The organism is Kribbella sp. NPDC048928 (assembly GCF_043197975.1).
Classification (GTDB): domain Bacteria; phylum Actinomycetota; class Actinomycetes; order Propionibacteriales; family Kribbellaceae; genus Kribbella.
Map to the genome: position 1 here is coordinate 633,365 of NZ_JBICUC010000002.1, position 12,706 is coordinate 646,070.

Here is a 12,706-nt window from a genome sequence, read left to right on the forward strand (position 1 = left end):
CCTGCCCCGATGACCCTGTCGCTCGACTACGCAACGCTCTCCGACGTCGGACGTGTGCGCCGCAACAACGAGGACTCGGCGTACGCCGGTCCGCACCTGCTGCTGCTCGCCGACGGGATGGGTGGCGCGGCGGCCGGCGAGGTCGCCAGTTCGGCGGCGGTACAGGTGATCAGGCGGCTGGACACCGCGGAGATCAGCGGCGACGACATGATCGAGGCGCTGGCCGGCGCCGTGCACCGCGCCAACGAGCGGCTGTCCGAGCTCGTCGAGGAGGACCCCGAGCGCGAGGGCATGGGCTCGACGGTCACCGCGCTGATGTTCGACGGCAAGCAGCTCGGGCTGGCGCATCTCGGCGACTCCCGTGCGTACCGGCTGCGGGACGGCCGGCTGTACCAGTTGAGCCACGACCACACGTTCGTGCAGTCGCTGGTCGACGAGGGCCGGATCTCCCAGGAGGAGGCCTTCACCCACCCGCACCGGAACCTGATCCTCCGGGTGCTCGACGGCCGGCCGGACTCCGATCCGGACCTGGAGATGCTCGACGTCCAGGCCGGCGACCGGTTGATGCTGTGCAGCGACGGCCTCCCCGACTACGTGAGCGACGAGGTGATCGCGGCCTCGATGTCCTCCGGGACGCCGGACTCGGTCGTCGTCGAGCTGATCACGCACGCGCTCGAGGCGGGCTCGAACGACAACGTCACCTGCGTGGTGGCGGACGTCGTCGAGACCGAGCCCACCGGTGGGACCCAGCCGCAACTGGTCGGCGCCGCCGCCGAGCTGGCCCAGGGCAGTACCGGCCGGGGTGAGCCGACGACCGCGATCCGCGCCCGCGGCGAGGAGCCGGGCGGCGGCGGGGCCGGTGCCGCCGTCGACCCCGAGGAGCTGCGGTACGCGCCGCGGCCGCCGAGGCGGTTCCTGTGGCCGCGCCGGATCGCGCTGCTCGTCGTCGTACTGGCGGTGATCGTCGGTGGTGGCTGGTTCGCGTACAGCTGGACCCAGAAGCAGTACTACGTCGGCACCGACGGCGACTACGTGGCGATCTTCAAGGGCGTCGAGGCGGATCTGCCCGGGTTGTCGCTGTCGAAGGTGTACGAGCGGCAGTCGCTGCAGGTCGACAAACTTCCGACGTACAGCCGTGAGCAGGTGGAGGGGAACATCCAGGCCGACAACCTGGCCGGAGCCCGGTCGATCGTCGCGGAGCTGCAGCAGACCGCCACCGAGTGTGCCGCGAAGATCAAGCCGACCCCGACACCCACCCCGACGGTGAAGCCGCCAGTGACCGTGCCGCCGACCTCGAAGCCACCGGTCTCGAAGCCACCGGTCACCCAGACCTCGGCCTCCACGTCCACGTCGCCGTCCCCGAGCACCCCGGTCGACCCCGACGACTGCGACGGGGTCCGATGAGTATCGCCTCGACGTCCGTCATCCAGATCATTCCGCGGACCCGGCGCGGGGTGGAGTTGCTGCTGCTCGTGATCGCGATCGCGGTCTCGGTCGGCGCGTACGTGAACATCGGCATCACGGTCCAGAACGCCGTCCCGGCCAGCACCGGGTACTACGCGGCCGGGATCGGGCTGCTGGCGATGATCGCGCACCTCGCGCTCCGCTACCGGGCGCCGTACGCCGATCCGGTGCTGTTGCCGTGCGCCGTCCTGCTGAACGGGCTCGGCGTCGCGATGATCCACCGGATCGACCTCGGGCTGGCGATCGTCGCCGAGGCGAAGGGCCGGGTGCCGAAGGGGCCCGCGGCCCCGCAGCAGATCACCTGGACCGCGGTCGGCGTCGTGCTGTTCCTGGTGGTCATCGTTCTGATCAGAGATCACCGCCGGCTGCAGGCGTTCACGTACACGGCCGGCCTGGCCGGTCTGGTACTGCTCGTGCTGCCGCTGATCCCGGGTCTCGGCGTGAACCTGAACGGTGCCCGGATCTGGATCCGGCTGGCCGGCATGTCGTTCCAGCCCGGTGAGTTCGCGAAGATCTGTCTGGTCGTGTTCTTCGCCGGCTACCTGGTGGTGAAACGCGACGTCCTGACCCTGGCCGGGCACCGGTTCCTCGGGCTGGACCTGCCGCGGGCCCGCGACCTCGGCCCGATCGGGATCGCCTGGGCCGTCAGCCTCGGCGTGCTGGTCTTCGAGAGCGACCTCGGGTCGTCGCTGTTGTTCTTCGGCCTGTTCCTGTTTCTGCTGTACGTGTCCACCGAGCGGGCCGGGTGGCTGATCATCGGTGGCCTGCTGTTCGTCGGCGGCGCGTACTTCGCGTATGCGACGTTCGGCCATGTGCACCGCCGCGTCACCGACTGGCTGGACCCGTGGGCGATCGACGGTGGCCAGGTGAAGCTCGGGCTGATGGGCCAGGCCTGGGGTGGCATCCTCGGCCGCGGTCTCGGCCAGGGCCACCCGGAGGCGACTCTCTACGCGCAGAGCGACATGATCATCTCCTCGTTCGCCGAGGAGCTCGGCCTGACGGGCCTGATCGCGATCATCTTGGTGTACACGCTGATCATCGAGCGCGGCCTGCGGACCGCGCTCGGCTGCCGGGACATCTTCGGCAAGCTGATCGCGACCGGTCTGGCGATGTCGTTCGCGCTGCAGGTGTTCGTGATCGTCGGCGGTGTCACCGGCCTGATCCCGCTGACCGGTCTAGCCACCCCGTTCATGGCCCTCGGTGGTACGTCGCTGGTCGCCAACTGGGCGATCATCGCGCTGCTGCTGCGGATCAGCGACCAGGCCCGGCGGCCGCAGACCCCGGCCGCTCCAGTGTCCGACGATACGATCGCGATGGCGGTGCAGAAGCAGTGAACTCGGCGATCCGGCGATTGGCCCTGGCAGCGATCATCCTGATGCTCGCGCTGATGGCCAACTCGACGTACCTGCAGGCCTTCCGGGCGAACGAGATCAACGGCCGCAACGACAACAACCGGGTCCGCGACTCGCAGTTCTCGGTGAACCGCGGCCCGATCCTGATCGGCAGTACGCCGGTCGCGCAGAGCAAGCCGTCCGAGGACCGCTTCAAGTACCAGCGGTCGTACGCGTCCGGTCCGGTGTACGCGCCGGCGACCGGGTTCTACTCCTACCTCTACGGCCGTGGCGGCATCGAGCTGACGATGAACTCCGAGCTGAACGGTTCGGACCCGTCGATGGCGTTCCGGCGGATCATCGACGTGATCAGCAACCGGCCGCAGCAGGGCGGCAGCGTGACGCTGACGCTGAACGCGGCCGCGCAGCAGGCGGCCTACAACGGACTCGCCGGGAAGACCGGCGCCGTGGTGGCGATCGAGCCGAAGACCGGCCGGATCCTGGCGATGGCGACCCGCCCGTCGTACGACCCGAACCAGCTCGCCTCGCACGACGCCGACAAGGTGGCCAAGGCCTGGAAGAGCCTGACCGAGGACAAGGGCAAGCCGCTGTCGAACCGCGCGGTCCAGGAGCTCTACCCGCCCGGGTCGACGTTCAAGCTGGTCACTGCGGCGGCCGCGCTCTCCAGCGGCAAGTACCAGCCGGACACGAAGGTGAACTCGCCGGCTTCATTGCCGCTCCCGCAGACCACGACCCCGCTGGTGAACGAGGACGGCAAGAACTGCGGCGGCAGCAACAACGCGACGCTGACGATCGCCCTGCGGTATTCCTGCAACACCGCGTTCGGCACCGTCGGCCTGGACATCGGCGCGGACGCGATGAGCGAGCAGGCCGCCAAGTTCGGCTTCGGCTCCCGCCCGCTGACCGAGCTGCCGAGCGTCGCCACCAGCCAGTTCCCGGGCGACCCGAACGCGCCGCAGACCGCGCAGTCCGCGATCGGCCAGTTCGACGTCCGGGCCACGCCGCTGCAGATGGCGATGGTCGCGGCCGGGATCGCGAACAAGGGCGAGGTGATGAAGCCGTACCTGGTCCAGAGCGTCAAGACCCCGGACCTGAAGACGGTGTCGGAGACCAAGCCGGAGTCGCTGCACCAGGCGGTCACCCCGCAGGTCGCGAGTCAGCTGACCGCGATGATGGTCGACGTCGTCAACAACGGCACCGGCAAGCCGGGCCAGATCAAGAACGTCCAGGTGGCCGGCAAGACCGGTACGGCGCAGACCTCGAAGGATCGCCCGCCGTTCGCCTGGTTCACCGCGTTCGCGCCCGCGGACGACCCGAAGGTCGCGGTGGCGGTGCTGATCGAGGACGCGAACGTCCCGCGCACCGACGTGGCCGGCGGCACCCTGGCCGCCCCGATCGCCAAGAAGGTGATGGAGGCGGTGCTGGGCCAATGAGCACGATACGGAATGATGCGATGACAGTGCGTCTTTCCAACGGGGATCCACGTGTGGCGGCCGCTACCGTGGGCAAGTTGAGTGTGTTTTTGTGTCTACCGCAGACAGGTTGGAAGGCTGAGTCATGACATCGCAGGCACGTCTCGTCGGCGGCCGGTACGAAGAAGGCGAACCGCTCGGCCGCGGCGGCATGGCCGAGGTCCGCAGGGGTGTCGACAACCGGCTCGGCCGCAGCGTCGCGATCAAACGGCTGCGGGTCGACCTGGCCAGCGATGCGACCTTCCAGGCCCGATTCCGCCGCGAGGCGCAGTCGGCCGCTTCCCTGAACCACCCGACGATCGTCTCGGTCTACGACACCGGTGAGGAGCCGGATCCGAACGGCTCCGGCGTCACGATCCCGTACATCGTGATGGAGCTCGTCACCGGCAAGACGCTGCGGGACCTGATCCGCGAGGGCCGCAAGATCATGCCCGAGCGAGCCCTGGAGATCACCTCCGGCGTGCTCGAGGCGCTCGACTACAGCCACCGGGCCGGCATCGTGCACCGCGACATCAAGCCCGGGAACGTGATGCTGACCCCGCAGGGTCAGGTCAAGGTGATGGACTTCGGCATCGCCCGCGCGGTCGCCGACACGTCCTCCACGATGACCCAGACCGCGGCCGTCATCGGCACGGCGCAGTACCTGTCTCCGGAGCAGGCCCGCGGCGAGACCGTCGACGCCCGCTCCGACCTGTACTCGACCGGCTGCCTGCTGTACGAACTGCTCACCGGCCGGCCGCCGTTCGTCGGCGAGTCCCCGGTATCGGTGGCGTACCAGCACGTCCGGGAGCAGCCGCTGCCGCCGTCCTCGTTCGACCCGGACATCCCGCCGGAAGTCGACGCGGTCGTCCTGAAGGCGCTGGCGAAGAGCCGCGAGGAGCGGTACCAGAGCGCGTCCGAGATGCGGGCCGACATCCACCGGGTGCTGGCCGGTCAGCAGGTGACCGCGCCGATGGCCGCGGTCGCGGAGACCCGGCAGATGCAGCCGACCGCGGCGGCGCCGACGGCTGCGACCCAGGCGTACCGGCAGACCGGAGGCAACGACGTGCTGCCGCCGGGCGGCGACGATCTGGATGAGGACGACGACGATTCCCGCTCCCGCCGGAACCGTGGCCTGGCCTACTTCCTGCTCGGCCTGGCGATCGTGGCGGTCGCGATCGGCGCGTACGCGCTGTTCTCGCACCTGAACAACGACAACACGGCCGGCGGTGGCGGCGCGACAACGTCGAACACGCCACCGGCGAAGGTGACGGTGCCCGATGTCAGGGGCAAGTCGCTGGCCGAGGCGACCACGCTGCTGAGCGCGCAGAACCTCAAGGTGTCGGCCACCTCGGAGAAGAGCGACACCGTCGGGAAGGGCGCGATCATCCGCCAGACCCCGGACGGCGGCGCGGACGCGGAGTCGGGCTCGGTCGTCACCGTCGCGGTGTCCGCGGGCCCGTCGGCCTTCGGCGTCCCGGACGTGATCGGGATGACCGAGTCGAAGGCGCGCAAGGCGCTCGAGGAGTCCAAGGGCCAGTTCCAGGTCAAGGACAAGGCGATCGAGAAGGACAGCTCGGAGAAGAAGGGCACCGTGATCGCGGTCAGCCCGGACCCGGGTTCCTCGTACCCACCGGGTACCGAGTTCACGCTGACCGTGTCCTCCGGTGTGGAGAACCTCGAGGTACCGAACGTCGTCACCCAGACCTTCGACGACGCGAAGCTGACACTGCAGCAGGCCGGCTTCCGGGTCGGGCAGACGTTCGGCAACGACCAGAACGCGGCCGAGGGCGCCGTGCTGCAGCAGTCGATCAAGGGCGGCACCAAGGCGCCGAAGAACACCCTGATCACGCTGACGGTCAACAGGCTGCAGGACGAGCCGACCCAACCGACGCAACCGACCCAGCCGACGGACACTCCACCGTCGACGCCCACCACGCCGGGCATCACGATCGGCGGCTGAACGCACAGAACCCCTCGAGGCGATCGCCTCGAGGGGTTCTTCGCTTTCCGGCTTCGGTTGGGGGACCTAGCCGACGACCGGGGCCAGGCCGACGGAGCGAGCGATCGCGTCCGGGTCGCCACAGATCGCCAGCCAGTTCGCGAGCATCCGGTGGCCGCCCTCGGTGAGTACGGACTCCGGGTGGAACTGCACGCCCTCGACCGGGAGGTCGCGGTGCCGGGCCGCCATGATGACGCCGGCCTCGGTACGGGCAGTCACCCGCAGCTCGTTCGGCACACTGTCCTCGGCGATCGCCAGCGAGTGGTACCGGGTCGCGGTGAACGGCGACGGCAGGCCGGCGAGGACACCGGCGCCCTCGTGGAACACCTGGCTGGTCTTGCCGTGCAGCAGCTCGTCCGCGCGGCCGACGACGCCACCGTACGCAACGCCGATCGCCTGCAGGCCGAGGCAGACCCCGAAGACCGGGACCTTGTGACCGACCTGCTTCACGATGTCGACGCAGGCGCCGGCCTCTTCGGGCGTTCCCGGACCGGGGGAGAGCAGGACACCGTCGTACTCGGCGGCCTGTTCGGGGGTCACCTCGTCGTTGCGCAACACCGTGGTGTCGGCCTGCAGCTGCTGCAGGTACTGCACGAGGTTGTAGACGAAGGAGTCGTAGTTGTCGACGACAAGGATCCGCGGCATGCGGCCCATTATCGCCCGGTGACGCTCGGACTGACCGACGGTGTCCGTTCGAAGCCCGGAACGGTGGCGCTCTGCAGGTCCAGGGTGCCCTCGTAGGCCGGCATCTGGAGCGAGGACTCGTTCTTCACGTCGTACCCGAGCTGGAACTTCACGACGTAGTCCTGCAGGTTCTCGATGTACTGCGAGTGGTCGAGCGCGTCCTGCAGTTTCCGCCGGTCGCCGATCGCGGAGATCTTGTACGGCGGGAGGTACGGGACACCGTGCAGGACGACCGAGTTGCCGACGCACTTGATCCCGGTGGTGGAGATGACCCGCTGGTTCTGGATCGTCATCGCCTCGGCACCGCCGGCCCACAACGCGTTCACCACGGCCTGGATGTCCTGCTGGTGGATGACCAGCCAGTTCTCGTCGACGTCCGGGTTCTCCTTCACCACCTCGGGCGGAGCGTCCCGGAGGGTGACGGAGAGCCCGGGCCCGGTGACCGGGCGGGTGCCGACCTGCTCGGAGAGACTCTCGAACTGCTGGGCGAGCTTCGGGTCGATCGAGCCCTGCTGGGCCTGCAGCGCCTCGATGTCGTGGGTCAGCGCCGCGTGCTGGCGGACCAGGGTTGCGCTGCGGCGGCTCTGTTCCTCCACGAGGCCCGCGAGCGTAGTGTTGCGGCTGGGTCGCAGGTCGGTACCCCGGGCGTTGGTGGCACTGGTCGCGAACAGCAGACCGGCGCACATCAGCGCCAGTGGCGCACCCACACGCCACAGCGAAATCCGCCTCAACCTACGCACCCATGATCTCCAGATTGCTCTCTGCACTACGCTAGCGCGGGACCGGACCGGAACAGGTCCTGCTGCGGTTAGCTTATGCGTCCTTACAAGGAGTTCAGACGTGCCCGAGTCGAGCAGTCGCAACAAGAAGAAGACCGAGAAGGTCAAGGCGGAGAAGACGCCGAAGAAGCCGCGTACCCAGTCACGCGTCTGGGTGGCGCCGCTGATGCTGGCCTGCTGGCTGATCGGTCTCGCCTGGCTGGTCGTCTTCTACGTGGCCGGTGACCAGATCCCGGTGATGAAAGACCTCGGCAACCTGAACCTGCTGATCGGCATGGGCCTGATCGCGGTCGGCTTCGTCGTCTCCACCCAGTGGATCTGACCCGAGTCATCCGAGAGTTATCCACAGCCGTATCCCCAGTTGTGCACACCGATTCGGGCGAGTTATCCCCAAGCTGACCGTTACTTCTCCACCGAAATGGCCTGAAATTGGCCCACATCTGTGGATAACTCTGGTTTGAGCGACCCGGTTTCCACACCGTTCAGGTCGGCTGTCCCCAGTTTCCCCAGCTACGTACAGATCTACGTAGACATATGTGGAGACGTCTGCGTATAGTTCTACGTAGGAGGAGACATGCCGAACAAGACGATCTACGTGTCCGACGACGACCTACCGCTGTACAAGCGGGCGCAGGAGCTGGCGGGGAACCTGTCCTCGGCGATCTCGATCGCGCTCCGCAAGTACGTCGAGCTGGAGGAAGGCCGCGTCGAGGGGTACGACGAGATCACCGTGCGGGTGGGCCGGGGCACCGGCCGCAAGCAACGGTTCTCCGGCGTCCTGCTCGCCGAGGGCGGACGTTCCAGCAACACCGGCTACGAGGCCTTCAAGGTCTACCGCAGCCGCACCGGCAAGTTCGTACTGCACGCGGACCGCCGCAACCAGTTCAAGCAGAACGCCGACGACGAGCGCTACCTGACCGGCTGGCGTTCCTGGGTCGGCAACTGGAGCGCCGACCAGTCCTGGAGCATGGCGCAGGGCGAGGCCACCCTGTCCGTCGTGGACACCGTCGACGAGCTCCGCGAACTGATCCCCGAAGACCTCTACGCACTCGTCGAGGAGGCGGCCGACCAGCCGGCCGTCGAAGACCTCGACATCTAACTGACCCCTCCCAGCACCGAGGGCTCGACTCCGAGCCGCTCGGCTGGTGAGGCACGCCCAAAACCTCCTCCTCGCACGACCCGTCAAGCCACCCGGGTCAGGTTCGCCCTGCCCGAAAACACCGAGGACCTCTCATGTCACCAGCGATCGACGTCCGTGGGCTGCGCAAGTCCTACGGCGGCAAGCTCGTACTCGACGGCATCGACCTGAACGTTGCCGAAGGCACCATCTTCTCGCTGCTCGGCCCGAACGGGGCCGGCAAGACCACCGTGGTCCGGATCCTGTCCACGCTGACCGCCGCCGACGCCGGCGACGTCCGGGTGGCCGGCCACGACCTGACCGCCGACCCGGAGGCGGTCCGGGCCGCGATCGGCGTCACCGGCCAGTTCTCCGCGGTCGACGGCCTGATGACCGGCCGCGAGAACCTGATCCTGATGGCCGACCTGTACCACCTCGGCAAGCAGGAGACGCGCCGCCGGGCGGACGAACTGCTGGAGCAGTTCGACCTGGTCGACGCCGGCCGGAAGCTCGCGTCGACGTACTCGGGCGGCATGAAGCGCCGGCTCGACCTCGCGATGACGCTCGTCGGCCGCCCGCGGATCATCTTCCTGGACGAGCCGACGACCGGGCTGGACCCGCGCAGCCGGCACAGCATGTGGACGATGATCCGCGAACTCGTCGCCGGCGGCGTCACGGTCCTGCTCACCACGCAGTACCTCGAAGAGGCCGACCAGCTGGCCGACCGGATCGCCGTGCTCGACCACGGACGACTCGTCGCCCAAGGTACGGCGGAGGAGCTCAAGCGGCTCGCTCCGGGCGGTCACATCCGCCTGCGGTTCACCTCACCGGAGGAGTTCACGCTCGCGGGACAGGTGCTGCCCACCGCCGTGCCGAACCGCGAAGCTCTCGTCCTGCAGGTACCGAACGACGGCAGCGTGCACGCGCTGCGCGACCTGCTGGCGCGGATCGACGACGCCTCGCTCGAGGTCGACGAACTCACTGTCCACACCCCCGACCTGGACGACGTGTTCTTCGCCGTCACCGGTCAACCCACCGAGAAGGCGACCGCATCATGAGCTACGCACTCCAAGACACCTCGACGATGCTCCGCCGCACGCTGCGGCACGCCCAGCGCTACCCGGGCCTGTCGCTCGGCGCGCTCGGGATGCCGGTGATCATGATCCTGCTGTTCGGCCTGGTCTTCGGCGACACGTTCTCGGCCGGCCTCGGCAGCGGCGCGCAGGGACTGGACTACATCGACTTCCTGACGCCGGGAATCCTGCTGATGTCGATCGCGTCCGGGACGATGTCGCCGGCCGTGGCGGTCTGCATGGACATGACCGAGGGCATCGTCGCCCGGTTCCGGACGATGGCGATCTTCCGGCCGGCCGTCCTGACCGGGCACGTGCTCGGCAACGTACTGGTGACGATCGTCAGCCTGGGACTCGTGGTCGGGTTCGCGATCCTGCTCGGCTTCCGGCCGAACGCGTCGCCGGCCGAATGGCTGCTGGCGGTCGCGCTGATGATTGGGCTGACCATCGGCCTGACCTGGTTCGCGATCGCGCTCGGGCTGACCAGCAAGACGCCGGAGGGCGCCAGCAACGTCGTACTGCCGATCAGCCTGCTGCTGCCGTTCCTGAGCAACACGTTCATCCCGCTGGAGGCGATGCCGAGCGGCATCCGCTGGTTCGCCCGGTACCAGCCGTTCACCCCGATCATCGACACCCTGCGGCATCTGCTGCTCGGTACGCCGATGGACAGCGGCAACGGCTGGCTGGCCGCGGCGTGGTGCGTGGCGATCGCGCTCGTCGGCTACTTCTGGGCGCAGAAGAACTACAACAAGGGGACCGTCGCCTAAGAAGGTGCGGTCAGGAGGGGGCGCCGAGCAGGTTCGCGCGGGTGCGGACGTGGGCCGGCACCAGCAGGTCGCAATCGTGGTTGTTCTCCGGTTCGCCGGCGACGACGCGGAGCGGGACGACACCTGTCCAGTACGGCAGGTCGAGATCCTCCTCGTCGTCGTTGGCGCCGCCGGACCGCGTCTTCACCGAGGCCTCGGTGAGCGACAGCGCGAGGACCGAGGTCTTCGCGAGCTCCTTGCGGTTCGGCGGCCGGACCGCGAGCGACCGTCCGGGGACCAGGTGGTCGACGATCCGGTTCAGCCCGTGGAGCTTCTCGTCCGGATCGGTGATCAGCCGCGGTACGCCGAAGATCACCGCCGACCGGTAGTTCACCGAGTGGTGGAACGCGGACCGCGCCAGCACCAGCCCGTCGGCATGCGTGACGGTCACACAGATGGTCTGCTCCGGGGCCGCGACGACACTGCGTGCCGCGACCGAGCCGTGCAGGTACAGCGTGCCGTCCGGCCCGCGATCGAGGTCCACACCGTACGCCGTGGGCAGCACGAGCGGAGCGCCGTCGACCACCACGCCCAGATGACAGAACATGCCGTCAGCCAGTACGTCGTGCAGCGCCCGACGATCCGTGGCAGCGCGCTCCTTCGAGCGCCGGAGCGACGTACGGGCGGTGGGCTGCAGCGGCGTGGTGGTCATGTCATCAGGTTCGCTGCCGCAGTGGCCTCCTGACACGGTCCATTCCGGCCCCAATCAGCTAGTCCATTCGCGCAGCGGGACGGCCGGGCGGATCAGGTGCCGACGGCGGGTCGGCAGGCCGAGCATCGGGTTCGAGACCGCCCAGGCGGCGCCCTTGCAGATGGCCTCCTTGTAGAGGGCGGCTACGCGGCCGGTCAGAGCGGCGTTGACGGAGCGGTCGTCGCTGGTCACGTACTGGATCAGCCCGTTCTTGCGGCCGAGCGAGATGCACTGGTTGAAGTAAGCCAGCGGCGAGTGCGGGAGCTTCCCGCCGGTCAGCCGGGCCGCGATCGAGTCGGCCGCCTGCCACGCCATCGGCTGGCCCGAGGCACAGGACATCCGGAGCGGCTTGTTCTTCGAACCCATCGCGTACGCCGCATCGCCGATCGCGTACACGTCCGGGTGCGAGACCGACCGCATGGTCTCGTCGACGACGATCCGCCCGGTCTCGCTGACCTCCAGGCCGGTCTCCTGCACGATCGGATGCACAGCGAACCCGGCCGTCCAGACGGTGACCGCGGACGGGATCGTCCTGCCGTCGCCGGTGCTGACCTGGTCGGCCTCGACGTGCGTGACGGCCGCGTTCTCGTGGACGGTGATGCCGAGCCGGTCGAGCACCTTGCGGAGGTGCTTCCGGCCCCTCGGCGACAGCCAGTCGCCGAGCGTGCCGCGCACCAGCAGCGCGATGTCGAGCTCCGGCCGGGCCTCGGCGAGCTCGGTCACGAACTCCACGCCGGTCAGCCCGCCACCGACGACCGTCACGGGCTGCCCGTTCGTCAGCGTCGACAACCGGTCCCGGGTTCGGAGCGCACCGGGACGGCTGGCGATCTCGTACGCATTGTCAGTGGTGCCGGCGACGCCTTGTGGATTCCAGCGGCTGCCGAGCGCGTACACGAGCGTGTCGTACTCGAGCTCCTCGCCGCCGTGCTTGTCTGAGTCGAGCGCGACCGTCTTGTGCTCGACGTCCACCCTGGTCACGTTCGCGACCTTCAGGACGACGCCGGTCCCGGCGTACACCTCGTCGAACGGCCGGAACTTGAGGTCCTGTCCGGTCGCCACCTGATGCATCCGGACCCGCTCCACGAAGTCGGACTCGGCGTTGACCAGGGTGATGCTGACCTCGTCGCCGTACAGGCGGGCCGCGAGCCGGCCGGTGGCGATGGCTCCGGCGTACCCGGCGCCGAGGACCACGATGCGGTGCTTCATATCGGTACTCCTGTCTGCTTCGGTGTCGCCCCTTGAACCGGACAGCCCGCCGATTCATGACAGGAACGCACTGTGAAGCAG

Annotated in this window: 12 protein-coding genes; 8 read left to right on the forward strand and 4 right to left on the reverse strand. The window is 68.6% G+C overall.

Annotated features, from left to right (window positions below; genetic code table 11):
* Positions 1–9 precede the first annotated feature (9 nt).
* The 4 genes from ACGFI6_RS09900 to pknB all read left to right on the forward strand — a co-directional run bounded on the left by ACGFI6_RS09900 (position 10) and on the right by pknB (position 6,230).
* A complete protein-coding gene (locus tag ACGFI6_RS09900; RefSeq protein WP_393116847.1) occupies positions 10–1,404 on the forward strand; it encodes a PP2C family protein-serine/threonine phosphatase in 1,395 nt (464 codons plus the stop codon).
* Positions 1,401–2,798 (forward strand): FtsW/RodA/SpoVE family cell cycle protein, encoded by a 1,398-nt coding sequence (locus tag ACGFI6_RS09905; RefSeq protein WP_393116848.1) that lies wholly within the window; start codon positions 1,401–1,403, stop codon positions 2,796–2,798. Before ACGFI6_RS09900 ends, ACGFI6_RS09905 begins: the two co-directional genes overlap by 4 nt.
* The gene (locus tag ACGFI6_RS09910) at positions 2,795–4,249 is read left to right on the forward strand and encodes a peptidoglycan D,D-transpeptidase FtsI family protein (RefSeq protein ID WP_393116850.1); all 1,455 of its coding nucleotides are present in this window, start codon (positions 2,795–2,797) and stop codon (positions 4,247–4,249) included. Before ACGFI6_RS09905 ends, ACGFI6_RS09910 begins: the two co-directional genes overlap by 4 nt.
* Positions 4,250–4,373: 124 nt before the next feature.
* Complete coding sequence (pknB, locus tag ACGFI6_RS09915; protein ID WP_393116852.1) at positions 4,374–6,230, forward strand: Stk1 family PASTA domain-containing Ser/Thr kinase; 1,857 nt, start codon at positions 4,374–4,376, stop codon at positions 6,228–6,230.
* Positions 6,231–6,296: 66 nt separating this feature from the next.
* Here the strand turns inward: pknB and ACGFI6_RS09920 are convergent, their stop codons facing one another.
* The gene (locus tag ACGFI6_RS09920) at positions 6,297–6,914 is read right to left on the reverse strand and encodes an aminodeoxychorismate/anthranilate synthase component II (RefSeq protein ID WP_393116854.1); all 618 of its coding nucleotides are present in this window, start codon (positions 6,912–6,914) and stop codon (positions 6,297–6,299) included.
* An 8-nt stretch (positions 6,915–6,922) separates the two neighbouring features.
* Positions 6,923–7,660, reverse strand: a complete 738-nt coding sequence (locus ACGFI6_RS09925; protein WP_393116856.1) for a DUF881 domain-containing protein — start codon at positions 7,658–7,660, stop codon at positions 6,923–6,925.
* Positions 7,661–7,793: 133 nt separating this feature from the next.
* Here ACGFI6_RS09925 and ACGFI6_RS09930 point away from each other — a divergent pair, with 133 nt between their 5' ends.
* From ACGFI6_RS09930 to ACGFI6_RS09945, 4 genes are all read left to right on the forward strand, one after another.
* Positions 7,794–8,054 carry a cell division protein CrgA gene (locus tag ACGFI6_RS09930; protein ID WP_393116858.1) on the forward strand — a complete coding sequence of 87 codons (261 nt, stop codon included), beginning with the start codon at positions 7,794–7,796 and terminating at the stop codon, positions 8,052–8,054.
* A gap of 252 nt (positions 8,055–8,306) precedes the next feature.
* Positions 8,307–8,831, forward strand: coding sequence for an EXLDI protein (locus ACGFI6_RS09935; protein ID WP_393116860.1), 525 nt, complete (start codon positions 8,307–8,309; stop codon positions 8,829–8,831).
* Between the two features lie 134 nt (positions 8,832–8,965).
* Positions 8,966–9,907, forward strand: a complete 942-nt coding sequence (locus ACGFI6_RS09940; RefSeq protein ID WP_393116861.1) for an ATP-binding cassette domain-containing protein — start codon at positions 8,966–8,968, stop codon at positions 9,905–9,907.
* Positions 9,904–10,689, forward strand: coding sequence for an ABC transporter permease (locus ACGFI6_RS09945; protein ID WP_393116863.1), 786 nt, complete (start codon positions 9,904–9,906; stop codon positions 10,687–10,689). The genes ACGFI6_RS09940 and ACGFI6_RS09945 overlap by 4 nt, the downstream gene beginning before the upstream one ends.
* Before the next feature lie 10 nt (positions 10,690–10,699).
* Here the strand turns inward: ACGFI6_RS09945 and ACGFI6_RS09950 are convergent, their stop codons facing one another.
* Positions 10,700–11,380, reverse strand: a complete 681-nt coding sequence (locus ACGFI6_RS09950) for a pyridoxamine 5'-phosphate oxidase family protein (RefSeq protein WP_393116864.1) — start codon at positions 11,378–11,380, stop codon at positions 10,700–10,702.
* Positions 11,381–11,434: 54 nt separating this feature from the next.
* Entirely contained in the window at positions 11,435–12,625 is a 1,191-nt protein-coding gene (locus tag ACGFI6_RS09955; RefSeq protein ID WP_393116866.1) for an NAD(P)/FAD-dependent oxidoreductase, read from the reverse strand.
* Positions 12,626–12,706 lie beyond the last annotated feature (81 nt).

Excerpts from the sequence above, each read along its gene's own strand:
- ACGFI6_RS09950 (WP_393116864.1), bottom strand. The coding sequence starts at position 11,380 with ATGACCACCACGCCGCTGCAGCCCACCGCCCGTACGTCGCTCCGGCGC.
- ACGFI6_RS09920 (WP_393116854.1), bottom strand. The coding sequence starts at position 6,914 with ATGCCGCGGATCCTTGTCGTCGACAACTACGACTCCTTCGTCTACAAC.
- ACGFI6_RS09900 (WP_393116847.1), top strand. The coding sequence starts at position 10 with ATGACCCTGTCGCTCGACTACGCAACGCTCTCCGACGTCGGACGTGTG.
- ACGFI6_RS09945 (WP_393116863.1), top strand. The coding sequence starts at position 9,904 with ATGAGCTACGCACTCCAAGACACCTCGACGATGCTCCGCCGCACGCTG.
- ACGFI6_RS09955 (WP_393116866.1), bottom strand. The coding sequence starts at position 12,625 with ATGAAGCACCGCATCGTGGTCCTCGGCGCCGGGTACGCCGGAGCCATC.
- ACGFI6_RS09905 (WP_393116848.1), top strand. The coding sequence starts at position 1,401 with ATGAGTATCGCCTCGACGTCCGTCATCCAGATCATTCCGCGGACCCGG.
- ACGFI6_RS09935 (WP_393116860.1), top strand. The coding sequence starts at position 8,307 with ATGCCGAACAAGACGATCTACGTGTCCGACGACGACCTACCGCTGTAC.
- pknB (WP_393116852.1), top strand. The coding sequence starts at position 4,374 with ATGACATCGCAGGCACGTCTCGTCGGCGGCCGGTACGAAGAAGGCGAA.
- ACGFI6_RS09940 (WP_393116861.1), top strand. The coding sequence starts at position 8,966 with ATGTCACCAGCGATCGACGTCCGTGGGCTGCGCAAGTCCTACGGCGGC.